This is a genomic window from Sphingopyxis sp. (genome assembly GCF_965279755.1).
GTDB lineage: Bacteria > Pseudomonadota > Alphaproteobacteria > Sphingomonadales > Sphingomonadaceae > Sphingopyxis.
The window spans coordinates 1,562,750-1,580,968 of sequence record NZ_OZ257261.1 but is presented as its reverse complement, the minus strand read 5'-3'; the positions used below and the strand labels follow the sequence as shown (position 1 = coordinate 1,580,968).

The 18,219-nt window shown below is 65.0% G+C and carries 15 protein-coding genes; 10 read left to right on the top strand and 5 right to left on the bottom strand.

The genetic code is table 11. The annotated features are described in order from the left end of the window. Positions 1 to 5: 5 nt before the first annotated feature. The gene (locus ACQY80_RS07760; RefSeq protein ID WP_428685254.1) at positions 6 to 1,664 is read right to left on the bottom strand and encodes an NAD+ synthase; all 1,659 of its coding nucleotides are present in this window, start codon (positions 1,662 to 1,664) and stop codon (positions 6 to 8) included. Positions 1,665 to 1,696: 32 nt separating this feature from the next. Further along, positions 1,697 to 2,209 carry a DUF2306 domain-containing protein gene (locus tag ACQY80_RS07755; RefSeq protein ID WP_428685252.1) on the bottom strand — a complete coding sequence of 171 codons (513 nt, stop codon included), beginning with the start codon at positions 2,207 to 2,209 and terminating at the stop codon, positions 1,697 to 1,699. A 160-nt stretch (positions 2,210 to 2,369) separates the two neighbouring features. On the opposite strand from ACQY80_RS07755, the gene ACQY80_RS07750 reads away from it, so the two are divergent. The 10 genes from ACQY80_RS07750 to pheT all read left to right on the top strand — a co-directional run bounded on the left by ACQY80_RS07750 (position 2,370) and on the right by pheT (position 11,250). Beyond that, positions 2,370 to 3,149, top strand: a complete 780-nt coding sequence (locus tag ACQY80_RS07750) for a LytTR family DNA-binding domain-containing protein (protein ID WP_428685250.1) — start codon at positions 2,370 to 2,372, stop codon at positions 3,147 to 3,149. Positions 3,150 to 3,194: 45 nt separating this feature from the next. Next, positions 3,195 to 3,503 carry a hypothetical protein gene (locus ACQY80_RS07745; protein WP_428685248.1) on the top strand — a complete coding sequence of 103 codons (309 nt, stop codon included), beginning with the start codon at positions 3,195 to 3,197 and terminating at the stop codon, positions 3,501 to 3,503. Positions 3,504 to 3,615: 112 nt separating this feature from the next. After that, positions 3,616 to 4,551, top strand: a complete 936-nt coding sequence (locus ACQY80_RS07740; RefSeq protein WP_428685246.1) for a ribose-phosphate pyrophosphokinase — start codon at positions 3,616 to 3,618, stop codon at positions 4,549 to 4,551. Between the two features lies 1 nt (position 4,552). Next, a complete protein-coding gene (hisN, locus tag ACQY80_RS07735) occupies positions 4,553 to 5,335 on the top strand; it encodes a histidinol-phosphatase (protein WP_428685244.1) in 783 nt (260 codons plus the stop codon). 11 nt (positions 5,336 to 5,346) lie between these two features. Beyond that, on the top strand, positions 5,347 to 5,769 hold the full coding sequence (locus ACQY80_RS07730) for a DUF2809 domain-containing protein (protein ID WP_428685242.1): 423 nt from the start codon (positions 5,347 to 5,349) through the stop codon (positions 5,767 to 5,769). Positions 5,770 to 5,848: 79 nt separating this feature from the next. After that, the gene (rpmI, locus tag ACQY80_RS07725) at positions 5,849 to 6,052 is read left to right on the top strand and encodes a 50S ribosomal protein L35 (RefSeq protein ID WP_037555449.1); all 204 of its coding nucleotides are present in this window, start codon (positions 5,849 to 5,851) and stop codon (positions 6,050 to 6,052) included. Between the two features lie 13 nt (positions 6,053 to 6,065). Further along, entirely contained in the window at positions 6,066 to 6,431 is a 366-nt protein-coding gene (gene rplT, locus ACQY80_RS07720; protein ID WP_093509889.1) for a 50S ribosomal protein L20, read from the top strand. A gap of 301 nt (positions 6,432 to 6,732) precedes the next feature. Then, positions 6,733 to 7,635, top strand: coding sequence for a helix-turn-helix domain-containing protein (locus tag ACQY80_RS07715; RefSeq protein WP_428685240.1), 903 nt, complete (start codon positions 6,733 to 6,735; stop codon positions 7,633 to 7,635). A 142-nt stretch (positions 7,636 to 7,777) separates the two neighbouring features. After that, the gene (gene pheS / locus ACQY80_RS07710; RefSeq protein WP_428685238.1) at positions 7,778 to 8,872 is read left to right on the top strand and encodes a phenylalanine--tRNA ligase subunit alpha; all 1,095 of its coding nucleotides are present in this window, start codon (positions 7,778 to 7,780) and stop codon (positions 8,870 to 8,872) included. After that, entirely contained in the window at positions 8,869 to 11,250 is a 2,382-nt protein-coding gene (pheT, locus tag ACQY80_RS07705; RefSeq protein ID WP_428685236.1) for a phenylalanine--tRNA ligase subunit beta, read from the top strand. The genes pheS and pheT overlap by 4 nt, the downstream gene beginning before the upstream one ends. Positions 11,251 to 11,842: 592 nt before the next feature. Here the strand turns inward: pheT and ACQY80_RS07700 are convergent. The 3 genes from ACQY80_RS07700 to mutS form a co-directional block, all read right to left on the bottom strand. Continuing rightward, entirely contained in the window at positions 11,843 to 12,472 is a 630-nt protein-coding gene (locus ACQY80_RS07700) for a tetratricopeptide repeat protein (RefSeq protein ID WP_428685234.1), read from the bottom strand. A gap of 267 nt (positions 12,473 to 12,739) precedes the next feature. Continuing rightward, the gene (locus ACQY80_RS07695; RefSeq protein WP_428685232.1) at positions 12,740 to 15,499 is read right to left on the bottom strand and encodes a [protein-PII] uridylyltransferase; all 2,760 of its coding nucleotides are present in this window, start codon (positions 15,497 to 15,499) and stop codon (positions 12,740 to 12,742) included. Then, positions 15,496 to 18,156: a DNA mismatch repair protein MutS gene (gene mutS, locus ACQY80_RS07690; protein WP_428685230.1), complete on the bottom strand. Its 2,661-nt coding sequence runs from the start codon at positions 18,154 to 18,156 to the stop codon at positions 15,496 to 15,498. The genes ACQY80_RS07695 and mutS overlap by 4 nt, the downstream gene beginning before the upstream one ends. Between the last annotated feature and the right edge of the window lie 63 nt (positions 18,157 to 18,219).

Sequence of the window (18,219 nt, the reverse complement as noted above, 5' to 3'; positions counted from 1 at the left end):
TCCCTCTACCCCGTGCGAAACCCGTGCGTGATCGGATAGCGTCGGTCGCGGCCGAAATTGCGTGTCGACAGCTTGACCCCCGGCGGTGCTTGCCGGCGCTTATATTCGGCGAGCATCAGCAGCCGTTCGATCCGCACCACCGCATCGCGATCGAAGCTGTATCGCGCCACAACATCGTCGACGCTCGCTTCTTCCTCGACGAGCATATGGAGCATCCGGTCGAGATCTGCGTAAGGCGGCAGGCTGTCCTCGTCCTTCTGGTCGGGACGCAGCTCGGCGCTCGGCGGCTTGGTGACGATATTGGCCGGCATCACCGGCGTCACCCGGTTGCGCGACAGGCGCGGAACGTTCGCATTGCGCCACTCGGCAAGCGCGAACACCGTCATCTTGTACGCATCCTTCAGCGGATTATAGCCGCCCGCCATGTCGCCATAGATGGTCGCATAACCGACGCTCATCTCGCTCTTGTTGCCCGTCGTCAGCAGCATCGGGCCGAATTTGTTGCTGAGCGCCATCAGGGTCACGCCGCGGATCCGCGACTGGACATTCTCCTCGGTGATATCGACGTCCTTGTCGGCAAAGGTTCCGCTGAGCATCTGGTCGAACGCCTCGACCGCCGGCACGATCGGGATCGTGTCGAGTCGGCACCCGATCATCCCCGCGCAGCCCGCCGCATCGTCGAGGCTTTCCTGACTGGTGAAGCGGCTCGGCAGCATGACGCACCAAACCCTGTCAGGGCCGAGCGCGTCGGCCGCGATCGCGGCGCAGATCGCCGAATCGATTCCGCCCGACAGGCCGAGCACGACGCCGGGAAAGCGGTTGCGCTCGACATAGTCGCGCAGGCTCAGGATCATCGCGCTGTAGATATCGGCAGGGTGCGCTTCCCATTCGGCGATCGTGCCCACGTCGCAGCTCCAGCCGCCCGCGCCCTTGCTCCAGCGCGTCACGCGCTCCTCGGGCTCCCAGTCGGTCAGCCGGTGCGCGGTCGATCCGTCGCCGTTCAGCACGAAGGAGCAGCCGTCAAACACCAGCTCATCCTGCCCGCCGATCCGATTGAGGAAGATCAGCGGCAGCCCGGTTTCGGCGACGCGGCTCGCGAACACCTGGCTGAGGCGTCGGTCGTCCTTGTCGATCTCATAGGGGCTGCCGTTGACCGAGATCAGCAGTTCGACGCCCTGTGCGGCGAGGTGCTTACAAACGGTCGGGAGCCAGCCGTCCTCGCAGATCGGCAAGCCCAGCCTGATCCCGCGCCATTCGACGATATCGGGAAGCGGGCCGGGGACGAAGACGCGCTTCTCGTCGAAGGTGCCGTAATTGGGCAGCTCGTGCTTGCGCCGCGTCGCGACGATGCGCCCGCCGTCGAGCAGCGCGACGATGTTGTAGAGCGAATCGCCCTCCCACTCGACCGACCCGACCAGCATCGCAGGGCCGCCGTCGGCGGTGTCGGCCGCCAGCTCTGCGAGCAGCGTCGCGGCGCGCGCGGCAAGCGCGGGCTTGCGCACCAGATCCTCGGGCGGGTAGCCGATCAGCTGCAGCTCGGGATAGAGGATCAGGTCGGCATCGCCATGCCGCGCGCGCACTTCGCGCATCGCGGCGGTGTTGGCGGCGAGATCGCCGACCGCCTGGGTCATCTGCGAAAGGACGATGGTCAGCTGCTCGGTCATGCCCCGGCTTTAGGACCAACCACCCGTCCCGTTCAACCGAAGAGAAGCGTCCACAGCATCCGTCCGGGCGCCATCGCGATCAGGCCGGCGGCGATCAGGCCGAAGTATGTCCCGCGCATCGTCCTCATATGACGGTCGATCTGCCCGCTGCGCGCAAACCAGATCGCGCGCGGCACCTGAACCATTACCAGCACCGAAAAGAGATGGATCGGCCCGATACCGCCGGTGATCGTGCGGATCCAGAAGCTGTCGATGGCCGTCGCGACCATCATCAGCGCCCATATCCGGCCGCCGATGCGGTGCGCCATGTCGCCCTTGCGCTTGCGCCAGAGCAGCCAGGCGCCGAGCGGCACCGCGGGCACGACCGTCGCGAGATGGACCCAGATCGCGAGCGGCGGCGTCTTGTAGGTCGCGCCGCCTCCGGTCGAACGGAGAATGGCCCCTGCAACGAGCGCGCCGACGATCAGCAGCATGAAGAAGCCGATGCGACGCAGATTGGCGGAACGGCCAGTGCCCGGAGCAGGCGAAGGAGCAGATGCAGTCATGTCGAAATCCTGTTGCGGTGGTTCGTTGCCCTTCCCCTGCCCCGCCGCCGTTCACGGGCAAGCGCGCCTTCGCCAAGCGTCCGACAGTTTCGCAAATCCGCCGGAAATCCTTGTTCTTGCCCGTTGACGCTTCGTGAAATGGCACGCACAAGACGCGGCGATGGCGAAACGGCTGACGATAGAATTGCTGGCGATGGTCCTGCTCGGCCTGCTCATCGGGCTGCTGGGGCCGTTCGGCACCTTCGACAATCCGCCCGCGATCCGGATGCTGAGCTGGGTGATCTGGCTGGTCGCAGGCTATCTGTTCTTTCGCCCGACCGGGATCGTCGCCGACTGGCTGTGCGAGGCCACTGGGCTTCCGCGCTTTGCGGGACGGCTGATCTCGCTCGTGGTCGCGAGCGTTCCGGTGACGCTGATCGTCCTCATGATGGTCGGACGCATGAGCTTTGCCGAGGCGCTGCGCTCACCCGGCTTCTGGACGATGTACCTCTATATCTGCGTCATCTCGGCAGTGGCGTCGATCTCGATGGCCGCGCTGTTCGGGCGTGCTCCGCTTCCGGCAAGCCCCGGCGTCGCGCCGCTTGCCGCCGAAGTCGCCACCGATGCGCCCGAACCGGCACCCGCCGCCCAGGAACCTGCGGCGTCCCTGCCACTTCCGCCCGGATTCGGTCCGGTCCGGGCACTGAAGGGCGAAGATCATTATGTTCGCGTCATCGGTGATGGGTGCGAGGAGCTGATTCTGATGCGGATGCGCGATGCGATCGATCGGCTGGGGCCGGCCGAAGGTTTGCGCATTCACCGCAGCTGGTGGATCGCCAAGGATGCCGTCGCCTCGATCCGCCGCGAGGGGCGCAGCGCAATCATAATCCTCACATCGGGTCACGAAGCCGCGGTCGCGCGCGATATGATACCGCAGCTACGCGCGGCAGGGTGGCTGTGACGTAGCCCCATTCCGACGGCGTGCTGTCCATGCTATACACCCCTGATGCCCGGCCTGCTTATCCTGCTTGCCATCATCGCGCCGAGCGCCGCCGATATTCAGGCTCTGGAAGTGACCCGCGTCATTGGGCCTTATGTCGAAACGACACGCGATGGTCGATTTCACGCCGAATTTGCACCATCCGTCGAAACGCGCGGGACCGTTTGCGAAGCAACTGGCGACGATGCCTATGATTGCCGGTACGAGACGCGCACGAAGGCGTTTTTCGACAATGAGTTCGGAGCGTGGGAAGCGATAGTGGTCCAGTTGCAATGGAAAGAGGGCCGCTGGCGGATCATCGAACCCGGCAAGTAACCTTCGGCGATGCATTTCATGCAACGACAAGCCAAGTTGACCCTTCCCCTATTGCGTCACGCTGGCTAAGGGGGCGCGCAATCCCATCCGCCGCGAAAGGGCCTTGCACGCCATGAAACTCATCTCCGGCAACAGCAATCTGCCGCTGGCCCGCGCAATCGCCGACTATCTCGAGCTGCCGCTGACCGACACCAGTGTGCGCCGTTTCGCCGACGAAGAGGTTTTCGTCGAGATCCACGAGAATGTCCGCGGCCAGGATGTGTTTATCGTTCAGCCCACGAACTTTCCGGCGAACGACAATCTGATGGAGCTGCTGATCATCACCGACGCGCTCCGCCGCGCCTCGGCCAAGCGCATCACCGCGGTCGTCCCCTATTTCGGCTATGCCCGCCAGGACCGGAAGCCCGGCCCGCGCACGCCGATCTCGGCCAAGCTCGTCGCGAACCTGATCACCACCTCGGGCGCCGACCGTGTCCTCGCGATCGACCTGCACGCGGGCCAGATCCAGGGCTTCTTCGACATTCCGACCGACAATCTCTATGCCGCGCCGGTGATGAGCGCCGACATTCAGGCCCGCTTCGGCGACAAGAATCTGATGGTCGTCTCGCCCGACGTCGGCGGCGTGGTCCGCGCCCGCGCGCTGGCGAAGCGCCTCGACAACGCGCCGCTGGCGATCGTCGACAAGCGCCGCGAACGCGCCGGCGAATCGGAAGTGATGAACATCATCGGCGACGTGAAGGGCCGCTTTTGCATCCTGATCGACGACATCGTCGATTCGGCGGGCACGCTCTGCAACGCTGCCGCCGCGCTGAAGGCCGCCGGTGCCGAAGGGGTCGTCGCTTATTGTACGCATGGTGTGCTGTCGGGAGGCGCCGTGGCGCGTGTCGACGCGAGCGAGCTCACCGAACTCGTCATCACCGATTCGATCCAGCCGACCGACGCCGTGAACGACAGCAGCAAGGTCCGCGCCCTCACCGTCGCGCCGTTGCTTGGCGAGGCGATCAAGCGCATCGCCGACGAATCGAGCGTTTCGAGCCTGTTCGACTGACATGTCTCTCGAATCCGATATCGCCCTCGCCCATCGCCTTGCCGACGCGGCGGGCGCAACCATTCGCCCGCTGTTCCGATCGGCCTATGCGCATGAGGCCAAGGCCGACGCATCGCCAGTGACCGAGGCTGATCGCGCCGCCGAGGCGGCGATGCGCCGCCTGCTCGATGCCGAGGCGCCGCGCGACGGCATCATCGGCGAGGAATATGGCGCCGAACGCAGCGAGGCGTCGCGGCAATGGGTGCTCGACCCGATCGACGGTACCGTCAGCTTTATGGCCGGGCGTCCGATCTTCGGCACGCTGATCGCGCTGCTGCAGGACGGTTGGCCGCTGATCGGGATCATCGACCAGCCGATCGCGGGCGAGCGCTGGGTCGGCGCAATGGGGCAGCCGACGCTGTTTAACGGCAAGCCCGCCGCGACCCGCACCTGCCGCAACCTGTCCGATGCCGTGCTGGCGACCACCGGCCCGCAATATTTCAGCGATCATGACGGCGAGCATTTCATGGCGCTCGCGGCACAGACCTCGCACAAGCGGATGGTCTTCGGCGGCGACTGCTACAACTACGGCCTGCTCGCGAGCGGGCATATCGATATGGTGGTCGAAGCCGGGCTGAAACTCCACGATTTCGCCGCGCTGGTCCCCGTTGTCGAGGGTGCGGGCGGGACGATGTGCGACTGGAACGGCGACCCGCTCAACGCCGACAGCAGCGGCCATGTCATCGCGCTCGGCGACCCCGCACGGCTCGAGGATGTAATCGAAGGCCTCGCCTGCCACCACTGAAAGAGGAGCGGATGATGCCTGCCCTGACCTGGCGGCCCCGCTACGCACTCGCCGCCCTCCTCGTGCTGCTGATCGAAATTGCGATCGCGCTATGGGTTCGCGATCGCATCGTCCGCCCTTATGTGGGCGACATACTCGCGGTAATCCTCGTCTATCTGGCATTGCGCGCGGTGACGGCCTTGCGTGTCGTACCGGCCGCGATCATCGCCTTTTTCGCAGGCGTCCTTGTCGAGTTTGGCCAAGCGGCGAATTTACTGCATCTGCTCGGCCTTGGCGACCATGACGCCGCGCGCATCCTGTTCGGAACCGTCTTCAGCATCGGGGATATCGTCTGCTACGCAGCGGGCGCCGCGATTGCGGTGCTGGTCGATCGCCCACACAAAGGGCAAGTTCCCGCGCCCGAATCGCTTGCATTTCCGCGCGAATCCCCCTAAGCGCGCCGCTTCCGATTGTACCGGCTGGCTGAAAGGGCTGCCAGGCCGATACGCAAACGGACTTCAAGAGGAGACCAAAATGCCCAAAATGAAGACCAAGAGCGGTGTGAAGAAACGCTTCAAATTCACCGCCTCGGGCAAGGTGAAGCACGGCGTCGCCGGCAAGCGCCACCGCCTGATTTCGCATAACTCGAAATATATCCGCACCAACCGCGGCACCAGCGTGCTCAGCGATTCGGACGCGGCCCATGTGCGCCTCTGGGCGCCCTACGGCCTGAAGTAAGGAGCGCTAGACCATGTCACGCATCAAACGCGGCGTAACCACGCGCGCCAAGCACAAGCGGGTTTTGGAGCAGGCGAAGGGCTATTATGGCCGTCGCAAGAATACCATCCGTGTCGCCAAGCAGGCCGTCGAAAAGGCCGGCCAATATGCCTATCGCGATCGCAAGGTTAAGAAGCGGAGCTTCCGCGGCCTGTGGATCCAGCGCATCAACGCCGCAGTTCGCGCCGAAGGCCTCACCTATTCGCAGTTCATGCACGGGGTGAAGCTCGCCGGGATCGAACTCGACCGGAAGGTCATGGCCGACCTCGCGATGAACGAAGGCGGTGTCTTCACCGCGATCATCGCGCAGGCGAAGGCAGCGCTGCCCAAGGCAGCCTGAGCCTTACGGCTATCGCTAAAGCAAAAGGGCGGTCCCGACGGGGCCGCCCTTTTTCGTGTCCGCAAAACAGGAACGGCGCGAAGGTCTCCCTTCGCGCCGTTCCGACAATGGTTCATTGGAAAACCATCGCCCCCCTCCCTCCGAACCGGATAGCCGTGGGTCGCAGAAAGCTTACGGCCGGCGGAAGTGTCCCTATGACGCGACATATGCCGTCGCCGGAGCGGCAAAAATTGTAAAAACCCGACACGGGACACCCCTAGGCTGTTGTTTTTTTACGCGCACCTCCGCATGGAATGACGTCATGACCGTGGGAGAATCTGCAAGCGGGCCGGCGAACGGCGTGCGTGTGGCAACGCGCTTCTTTCCCGTGTCCGCCGCACTCGCCCCCTATTGCAGCATCATCTACCTGACCGAAGTCGATGCACCGCCGGGCACATGGATCGACGATTATCTGCATCCCGAATGGGCGAATCTGCGCTTTATCGACGGCGAGCCGTCGCGCGCCGGGGTGGGCGGGGAAGCCCCCGAAGCGACGCCGTCTTTCATCGTCGTCGGCCCGACGAGCAAGGCGACCTATTTCGAAGTCGGCCCGATGCGCGCCTGGGGCATCGGCTTCCTGCCTGCCGGCTGGGCCAAATTCTTCGCGGTCCCGGCCGAGGATTTCGCCGACCGCTTCGTCGATGGCGCCGCGCATCCGGCGTTCGCTGCGCATGCCCCGCTAGCGCGCCGGTTGCGCGAAGCGAATGACGTCGAAGCCGCAGCGCGGCTGCTCGACGAGCATTTCGCCGGCCTGATCGCCGACGCGCCGCGCGACGATCCGGCAATCTTCGCGGCACATGCCGCGCTTGTCGACGATGATCTGACCAGCGTATCCGACCTCTCGGGAACGCTCGGAATATCCGAACGGTCGGTCGAGCGATTGTCGCGGCGTGCCTTTGGTTTCCCGCCGAAATTGCTGCTGCGTCGCCAGCGCTTCCTGCGCAGCCTTGCGCGGTTCATGCTCGACCCGTCGATGAGCTGGATCGAGACGCTCGATTATCATTATTATGACCAAGCGCAGTTCACGCGCGATTTCAAACGCTTCATGGGGATGAGCCCGCGCGCCTATGCCGCGCGGCCGAAGCCGATCCTCGCCGCCGCGGCCCGCGGCCGCGCCGCAGCGATCGGCGAAGCGGTCCAAGGCCTCCACAAACCCGCTGGATAGCCGCGCTTTTCCGCCAACAGACTTGACCCGCGCGGCGCGTTCGGTGCAAGCGGCGGCGAAGACGTGCGGTCCGCCGCCGTATCCATAAAGACAAAGAAACGCAGGCCGGCAGCGCGAAGCCGCCGGAACAGGACGAACGACGATGAGCGAGACACAGGCCCTGCAGGCAAAGCTGGTGGGCGAAATCGAAGCGGCTGCCGATCTGGACGCGGTCGAGGCGCTGCGCGTCGCGTCGCTCGGCAAGGCGGGCAGTATCACCGGCCTTCTGAAAACGCTGGGCGGCATGACCCCCGAAGAGCGGCAGGTCGAGGGTCCGAAAATCCACACGCTGCGTGAAGCGGTCACTGCGGCGATTGCCACACGCAAGGCTGCGCTCGAAGGCGCAGCGCTCGATGCCAGGCTGGCGGGCGAGCGGCTCGACATGACACTTCCCGCCGCCGCAGCGCCCACGGGCAGCGTCCATCCGGTGAGCCAGGTGATGGACGAACTGGCCGAGATCTTCGCCGACATGGGCTTCGCAGTCGCTACCGGTCCCGAGATCGAGGACGACTGGCGCAATTTCACCGCGCTCAATATTCCCGAGACGCACCCCGCGCGCGCGATGCACGACACCTTCTATTTCCCGGACAAGAACGAGGAAGGCCGCGCGATGCTGCTGCGCACGCACACCTCGCCGGTGCAGATCCGCACGATGATGTCGCAGGAACCGCCGATCCGCATCATCGCGCCGGGCCGCGTCTATCGCAGCGACAGCGACGCGACGCACACGCCGATGTTCCATCAGGTCGAAGGCCTCGTCATCGACCGCGGCATCCACATGGGCCATCTCAAATGGACGCTCGAAACCTTCCTCAAGGCCTTTTTCGAGCGGGATGACATCGTGCTCCGTCTGCGCCCCAGCTATTTCCCCTTCACCGAGCCCTCGGCTGAGGTCGATGTCGGCTACAAGCAGGAAAAGGGTCGCCGAATCGTCGGTGGCAACGGCGACGACGAAGGCCATGCGTGGATGGAACTGCTCGGCAGCGGCATGGTGAATCGCCGCGTGATCGCCAATTGCGGGCTTGATCCTGACGAGTGGCAAGGCTTTGCCTTCGGCATCGGGATCGATCGCATCGCGATGCTCAAATATGGCATGGATGACCTCCGCGCCTTCTTTGACGGCGATCTGCGCTGGTTGTCGCATTACGGGTTCGGCGCGCTGACTGTGCCGACGCTGAGCGGGGGGATTTCGGCATGAAGATCACCCTCGACTGGCTGAAAGAGCATCTGGACGGCGCCTATGGCGTCGATGACGTCGTCGCGACGCTCAACCGCATCGGCCATGAGGTCGAAGGCGTCGAAAATCCGGCCGAAAAGCTCGCAGGTTTTCGCGTCGCAAAGGTGCTGACCGCCGAAAAGCACCCGCAGGCCGACAAGCTGCAGGTGCTGACCGTCGATACCGGCGAGGCCGTGCTGCAGGTCGTGTGCGGCGCCCCGAACGCGCGCGGGGGGCTGGTCGGCGTACTCGGCCTGCCCGGCGCGGTGGTGCCGGTGAACGGCATGGAGCTGAAGGTCGCCGCGGTGCGCGGGGTCGAATCGAACGGCATGATGTGCTCGACGCGCGAACTCGAGCTGGGCGACGACCATGACGGCATCATCGAATTGCCCGCCGACGCCCCGATCGGCGCCAGCTTCGCCGATTATTCGGGCGCGGGCGATCCGGTGATCGACATTTCGATCACCCCGAACCGGCAGGATTGCATGGGCGTGCGCGGCATTGCGCGCGACCTCGCCGCCGCCGGGCTCGGCACGCTGAAGCCGCTGGCCATCCCGGCGATCGACGGCGAAGGCGCCCCCGCGACCGAGATCCGCACCGAAGCCCCCGATGCCTGCCCCGCCTTCTACGGCCGGACTATCGCCGGCGTCGACAACCGGGTTCCGACCCCCGAATGGATGCGCCGCCGCCTCGAAGCGATTGGCCAGCGCTCGATCTCGGCGCTCGTCGACATCAGCAATTATGTAATGTTCGACCTCGGCCGCCCGAGCCATATCTATGATCGCTCCACAATTCACGGTACGCTCGTCGCGCGGCGTGCGAAAGAGGGCGAGACCGCGGTCGCGCTCAACGGCAAGGAATATAGCCTCACCGACACGATGACCGTGATTGCCGACGAACGCGAGGTTCACGACATCGCCGGTATCATGGGCGGCGAGCATTCAGGCTGCAGCGAGACGACGACCGACGTCCTGATCGAAATCGCCTATTTCACTCCCGAACGCATCGCGCTCACCGGACAGGCACTGGCGCTGACCAGCGACGCGCGGAGCCGGTTCGAGCGCGGGGTCGATCCGGCCTTCCTCGACGAAGGCACCGCGATCGTGACGCACTATGTGCTCGATATCTGCGGCGGCACCCCGTCTGCAGTAACACGTGCAGGCTCGCCGCCCGTGGCGGACAAGATCATCGATTACGACCCGTCGCTGTCGGCAACGCTCGGCGGCATCGCGATCGAACCCGCGAAGCAGCGCGCGATCCTGGAGGCGCTGGGCTTCGGTGTGACCGAGGACAATCCGTGGCGCATCGCGGTACCGAGCTGGCGCCGCGACGTCGATGCGGCGCCCGACATCGTCGAGGAAGTCACACGCATCACCGGTTTCGACGCGATCGGATCGACGCCCTTGCCGCGCACCGATGGCGTCGCAAAGCCGACCGCAACCGCCGAGCAGCTTATCGAACGCCGCGCGCGCCGCGCTGCGGCGGCGGCGGGCTTCCACGAGGCGGTGACCTGGTCATTCATCAGCGAGCGCGAGGCGGCGCCCTTTGGCGGCGGCACATGGAGCCTTGCGAACCCGATCAGCGAAGATCTGAAGGTCATGCGCCCGTCGCTGCTACCCGGTCTGCTCGCGGCCGCCGCACGCAACCAGAATCGCGGCGCCGACAGCATCCGCCTGTTCGAGATCGGCCGCCGCTATATCGGCGCGGCCGAGCACCCGACGCTGGGCGTGCTGATGGCCGGGGCAAAGACCGCGCGCGGCTGGCAGGCGGGCAAGGCCGCGCCCTTCGATGCGTTCGACGCCAAGGCGGCGGCGCTCGCGCTGCTGGACGCCGCGGGCGCGCCCGCCGACCGGCTACAGGTCATGGAAGCGGTCGCCGATGCGGGCATCTGGCACCCCGGCCAGTCGGCCACACTGCGCCTCGGCCCCAAGGCCGTCCTTGCCGAGTTCGGCGCGCTACATCCGGCGCTGACGAAGCATTTCGACGTCGACGGCCCGGTAATGGCGGTGCAGATCTTCCTCGACGCGATCCCGGCGAAGCGCGCGAGCGGCCCGGCGCGAGCGGCCTTTACGCCACCCGCGCTGCAGTCGGTGCGCCGCGACTTCGCCTTCCTCGCGCCCGAGGGTCTGGCGGCAGGCGATCTCGTTCGCGCGATCCGCGGTGCCGACAAGGCGGCGATCGTCGACGCCCGGCTGTTCGACCGCTTTGCCGGACAGGGCGTCCCCGAAGGTCAGGTGAGCCTGGCGGTCGAGGTCGAGCTGCAGCCGCTGGAGAAGAGTTTTGCCGAAGCGGATCTGAAAGCGATCGCCGACAAAATTGTCGCAGCGGCGGCGAAGCTTGGAGCGACGCTGCGCGCATAAGGCCATCTGGCTACTTATGACAATATGGCCGGTATCGACCCAATTGCGGACACTCAGTGCTGAGACTATCTTGCGGCTATGCGTACGCGATCCGCCTTTTTACAACAGATTTTGGCTGTCGTTCCCCTGACAATTTTCCTCGTTTTGGGAGGATGTAGTTCGCAGCCGGTGGTGCTGGGAGACGGATCATGCTCGTGGCCGAAGGTTGGCGACAATGTAAAGGGTACGGCAATCCTGCGGTCTTGGGCTGGGACAGGCTGCATCGAATGCGGAGCACGCTTAACGCAAGCTGGGTGCCAAGGTGGATTAGGTTTTCGATTTGGATCGGCGGAGGCTGAGCAAGATTACGATCTGATCACTCGGCGCCTCCGCGATGAGCCCCAGCAAGAGCCTATCGAGCGTGCAGTCTTTGTAACAGGAAAAACTATAGCGGGCCGCGAGGATGGGACTTCCTTGTTAGTAGTAAGCCATTTCGCTCCCGCCCAAAACAGCAGCCGGTAGTCGTCCGCTTCCCAATCACATTTGCGCCGTCGTTCGCCGAACTGATGCGATGGCAGCAAGCGACCGGTTGCGGACATTCACCAATGTCGGATCAACCGGGCGACCACGGGAGACTGAAACCGCGCATTCGGTCACTATGAGGGTGTCGAGCAACAAACCAGATCACGGCTGGAATTTTGACAAGGCAGTTCCAGTGTGCTCGCAACTTACTCTTCCAACCGAAGCTTTCGCTGCGATATATCCATGACAGGTATCCCATCGCAGGGAGATGGCCGGCGTTCTTGGCTTGCTCGAAGAACTTCACGGCCTTGTGAATGTCGCGATCAACCAAAGTCCCGCTATAAAAGATCGACCCAAGTAAATACATCGCCGGGGCATAGCCGACCTCCGCCAGCTTTTTGTGCTCTTCGATTGCCCTTTGACCTGCTCTTACCCGTTCGTAGTGCGTCGCAAGTTGAAAGCGCCCCTCGATTGATCCAGCTTCCGCCGATCTCAGGAGCCAACGTTCAGCCACGTCGCTTGAGCTCTCACCTTCCTCTCTGGAAAGAATTTCGCCCATATACATCATGGCAAGCGCAGAGCCGGTCGCAGACAGCTCGGTCAGCTTCGAAATGCCCGATGCCCGGTCTTCATCAATGAGTTTTAGAGCCTCCCAGAGATCAGGAGCCTGAGGCTCTTGATCCCACTCGCGTTGCAAATTCTCGCCGAGTGTTGCTCCCATGACGTTTATCTACCACCCGAACGTCCGTTTCCCACCCCAAAGCCGACATTGCCGCCCTCAAAAAAGGCCTTTCCTACAATATCCAGCTATGTCAGCGTCGATCCCGGCTCATTCACTCGGTGGATAAATACGGTCGCTGACCGGCTTGCGGGGTATCACCACGACCACGCGCGCCCAGCACATTGCACGGTCCAAATCGCGGAACGCGCAGGGCTGAACTTTCCTGAACTTTGGAACAGGTAGCGACAACTCACTACCCTTGGGCAGTCACGCAGCGACCGCTTCCTCGCTCTGGCTCGTCGCCGCCTCGAGTAATCGCTTCTCCAGCGACTTCACCCGTGCGGCGCTGTCGATCTTGTCGCCGATCAGGTCGGTGACATAGAAGGTATCGACGGCGCGCTCGCCATAGGTGGCGACATGCGCGCTGTGGACCGTGACCTTTGACTGGAAGAGCGCATAGGCGAGCTGGTTGAGGAGCGCGGGGCGGTCCTGCGCGTTGACCTCGATCACGGTAAACCGGTTCGAGGCCTTATTGTCGATGAAGACGTTCGGCGCGATACGGAACGCCTCGGCGCGGGTGCGCGGCAGCGCCCGCGCTTCGAGTTTCGGGAGCAGTTTCTGACGGTTGGCGAGCGCGTCCTCGATCGCACGGGTCAGGCGCGCGATCTGCCCCGACTCTGCAAACGGTCGGCCAAGCGGGTCCTGCACAAGGAAATTGTCGAGCGCGAGCCCGTCGCGCGTCGTATGAATGCGCGCGTCGATGATGTTGCCGCCGGCGAGGTGAATACCCCCTGCCATGCGATAGAAAAGTCCCGGGTGGTCGGCGGCGAGCACCATGACGAGCGTCGCGCCGCGGTCTTCGTCGGGTTCCGCCGCAATATGCAGCGGCGCATCGCCGGCGTCCTGAATGTGGCGGAGGTTGGCCGCGATCACCTCGACCGGCTCGGCAATCCAATAGCTTTCAGGCAGGCGTTTGACGAGCTTCGCGAACGCCTTTTCATCCATGGCGAGAAGGCCCGCGACCGCTTCCTTCTTCGCCTCGATCCGCGCCTCGCGTCCGCGCTGCTTGTGGCCGAGCCGCAGCACTTCCTCAGCGGCATCGAACAATTCAGTCAGCAATTGCCGCTTCCAACTGTTCCACACCCCGGGCCCGACCGCGCGAATGTCGACGACGGTGAGGACGAGCAGCAGGCGGAGCCGCTCGGCCGACTGCACGACCTGCGCGAAATCGAGGATCGTCTTGAAGTCGGCGAGATCGCGCTTGAACGCGGTCGCCGACATCAGCAGGTGATGGCGCACCAGCCACGACACCGTCTCGGTCTCGGCCTCGCTCAGCCCCAGCCGCGGGCAGACGCGCAGCGCGAGTTCTGCGCCAAGAACGCTATGGTCGCCGCCGCGTCCCTTGGCGATGTCATGGAGCAGCACCGCGACATAGATGACGCGCCGCGAATGGATCTGGTCCATGATCGCGGTCGAGAGCGGATGGTCGTCCTTGAGCCGGTCCTGTTCGATGTCCGCGAGCAGCCCGATCGCGCGGATCGTATGCTCGTCGACCGTATAATGATGATACATGTCGAACTGCATCTGCGCGACAACGCGCCCGAAGTCGGGCACGAAGCGGCCGAATACCCCCGCCTCGTTCATCCACCGCAGCACCGTTTCGGGATCGCGCGGACTGGTCAGCACGTCGAGGAACAATTCGTTCGCACGCGCGATGCGGCGGACACCCTGCGTCTCGATCAGCTTCGCGTCATGGCGCGCCTGCCGCATCGCCTGTGGGTGGATTTCGAGCCCGTGCTTGTCGGCGAGAGCAAAAATCTCGACGAGGCGCACCGGGTCCGCCGCAAAAAAGTCATCGCCCGGCAGCGCCAGCCGGCCGCGGTCGAGCACAAAGCCATGGAGCTTGCCCGGCCGCCGCCGGAGCGTCGGCAGGAACCGCCGCCCGCGCGCCGCCATCTGTTCGTCGAGATGCGCGAGAAAGGTACCGGTGACGTCGCCGACCGCCTTCGCGTGCAGGAAATAGAGCTGCATGAAGCGCTCGACCGCGCTCTTGCCCGGTCGTTCGGCAAAATGCATCCGCTGCGCGATCTCGCGCTGGAAATCGAAGGTCAGCCGGTCCTCGGCCCGCCCCGCGAGGATGTGGAGGTGACAGCGCACCGCGAGCAGGAAATTCTCCGCCCGCTCGAATTGCCTCAGCTCGCGCGCGGTCATCAGCCCGGCATCGACCAGTTCTGGCACCGTCCGTACGCGGTGGATGAACTTGCCGATCCAGAAGAGCGTGTGGAGGTCGCGCAGCCCCCCCTTCCCTTCTTTCACATTGGGTTCGACGACATAGCGCGAATCGCCCATGCGCTTGTGGCGCTCGTCGCGTTCGGCGAGTTTTTCGGCGACGAACGCCCGCGAATTGCTCGCGACAACCTCGGCATCGAAACGCGCCGCCGCCTGATCGTACAGGTCGCGGTCGCCCCAGATGAAGCGCGCCTCGAGCAGCGCGGTGCGGATCGTCAGATCCTCCTTCGCGGCGCGGATCATCTCATCGATCGAGCGCGACGAATGCCCGACCTTCAGCCCCAGATCCCACAGCGTGTAGAGTTGCGCCTCGATCACCTGCTCGGTCCAGCTCGTCTGCTTGAACGGCGTCAGAAAGCCGATGTCGATGTCGCTGAACGGCGCCATTTCGCCGCGCCCATAGCCGCCGACCGCGATCAGGGTGATGCGCTCACCCGCTGAACGATTGCCCGAGGGGTAGAGATGATCGACCGTGAAGTCGTGGCTGACGCGGACGATCTGGTCGATCAGAAAGGCAGTCGCGGTGGCGGCGATGCGCCCCGACGACGGATGTTCCAGCAGGCGCCTGTTGATCTCGGCGCGCCCCGTTTCGAGCGCATCCTTCAGCAGATCGACCATCGCCCGCCGGCGCTTGCCCGAATCGCTCGTCTCCTCGGCAATCTCGCGAAGCCGGTCCGACAGCACGCGGCGGTCGATGATCGCGCGGCGGTCGTCGAGATTATCGAACAGATCGCTCATGTCTCGTCGACCAGAATCTGTTTCAGTCGATAGAGCGCGTCGAGCGCTTCGCGCGGGGCGAGCGCGTCGGGATCGATCCCTGCCAGCGCATCACGTAGCGCATCCTGCACCGCCGCCGGGGCTTCGGCGAGCGTCGCGGCGAAGAGAGGCAGATCATCCAGCCCCGCGGCAAGTCCGCCGGTCTTTTCGCGCCCGGCCTCAAGCTTGGCGAGCACCGCTTCGGCGCGTTTGACGACCCCGGCCGGCACACCCGCGAGGCGCGCGACCGCCAAGCCATAGCTGCGGTCCGCCGGACCCTCGGCAACCTCGTGGAGCAGCACCAGATCGCCCTGCCATTCGCGCGCGCGAACGTGGTGAAGCGACAGCGCGTTCAGCGTTTCGGCGAGGCGCGTGAGCTCATGATAATGCGTTGCGAAGAGGCAGCGGCACTTGTTGGTCTCGTGCACCGCCTCGACCACCGACCAGGCGAGCGCAAGCCCGTCATAGGTCGAGGTGCCGCGACCGACCTCGTCGAGGATCACGAAGCTTTGCGGGGTCGCCTGCGCGAGGATCGCCGCGGTCTCGACCATCTCGACCATGAAGGTCGAACGTCCCCGCGCCAGATTGTCGCTGGCGCCGACGCGGCTGAAGAGGCGGTCGACAAGGCCGAGCTTCGCCGACGCGGCGGGGACGAAGCCGCCAGCCTGTGCGAGCACGACGATCAGCGCATTCTGGCGAAGGAAGGTCGATTTACCGCCCATGTTCGGGCCGGTGACGAGCCAGAGCCGGTCGGTTTCGGAGAGCGAAACATCGTTGGGGACGAAGCGTTCGCCCGATTTTGCCAGCGCCGCTTCGACGACCGGATGCCGCCCGCCCGCCACGTCGAGACACGGCGTATCGGCGAGGTCGGGACGGCACCAATTGTGGCTCATGGCATGATCGGCGAGCGACGCAGCGACATCGATCCGCGCGAGGACGTCGCAGCTCGCGGCGATCGCTTCGCGGCGCGATACGGCCGCATCGGTGAGCGCTTCGAGATGCGCGGCCTCGGCAGCGATCGCGTGAACACCCGCCTGTGTGACCCGGCTCGCGGCTTCGTGAAGGTCCGACGAATTGAACCGCACAACGCCAGCGAGCGTCTGACGATGCGTGAAGCCCGATTCGGGCGCCATCAGCGCATCGGCATGCTTCGCCGGCACCTCGACATGATAACCGAGCACGCCGTTATGGCGGATCTTGAGCGAGGCGATGCCGGTCCGGTCGCGATATTGCGCCTCCAGCGATGCAATCGCCTTGCGCCCGTCGCGCGCGGTTTCGCGCAAGGCGTCGAGCGCGTGGTCATAACCTTCGGCGACATAACCGCCCTGTGCGGCGTCGACCGGCGGGGTTTCGATGAGGGCACGCGTGAGTTCGTCGACGAGCGCGCCATGGCCGTCGAGGCCGGGAAGCAGGCGCGCCAGGAGCGGCGGCAGGTCCGGACGGCGTGCGAGGCGCTCGCGGAGCAACCGCGCGCCGCCGAGCGCATCGCGAAGCTGCGCGAGGTCGCGCGGGCCGCCGCGCCCCGCAACAAGGCGGCCGAGCGCGCGGCCGGCATCGGGCAGCGCGCGGAGCGCGGCACGCAGATCGCCACGCCACAGCGCGTCGCGCGCAAGGCCATCGACGAGGTCGAGGCGGTCGAGGATCGCCGCCTTGTCGGTCAGCGGGCTCGCAAGATCGTCGGCGAGCAGACGCGCACCCGCCGCGGTCACTGTGCGGTCGATCGTCCCGAGCAGGCTGCCGTCGCGGGCCCCCGCCATCGTACGGACGAGTTCGAGGCTTTCGCGCGTCGCCGCATCGATCGCCATCCGGCCCGAGGCCTGATGCCGAAGCGGTGGCTGCAGAAAGATCGGCTGACCGGTCGAGACATGATCGAGATAGGCAACAAGCGCACCCATCGCCGCCAGTTCGCCGCGGCCGAACTGGCCGAAGCCGTCGAGCGTCTGGACGGCGAAGAAGCTTTCAAGGCGCTTTTGTGCCGTCGTGCTCGAGAAATCCGATTGCGGCCGGCGCACCAGCTGCCGCGCGACCCAGTCGGGCACATCGTCGGCACTCTCGCTGACGAGCAGCTCGGACGGTGCGAGCCGCGCGAGTTCGGCATCGACCTGTTCGGGACGCACCGCCACCACCTCGAACCGTCCGGTCGAAATATCCGCGGCGGCGATGGCCACCTCGCCTTCGCTGCCGACTTGGGCAAGCGCGGCGAGCCGGTTGGCGCTGCGGCCTTCGAGCAGCGCTTCTTCGGTCAGCGTCCCTGCGGTAACGAAGCGAACGATATCGCGCGCGACGAGCGCCTTCGACCCGCCGCGCGCCTTGGCCTCGGCGGGGGTTTCGACCTGTTCGGCAATCGCGACCCGGTGCCCTGCCTTGATCAGCCGCGCGAGATAGGATTCGGCCGAATGGACGGGAACGCCGCACATCGGCACCGGCTCGCCGCCATGTTCACCGCGCGAGGTGAGCGCGATGTCGAGCGTCGAAGCCGCCGCCTTCGCATCGTCGAAAAACAATTCGAAAAAGTCGCCCATGCGATAGAAGAGCAGGCAATCGTCGGCCTTTTGCTTGAGCGACCAATATTGCGCCATCATCGGTGTGGCGGCGGGGGCGCTGTTGCTGTTGGCGGCGGAACGGGCGGTGGCAGACATCGGACCCTGCTTAGTGATTGGCGGCGGCATGGCAAGGCACACGGCTGCAACATTGGCGGTTAC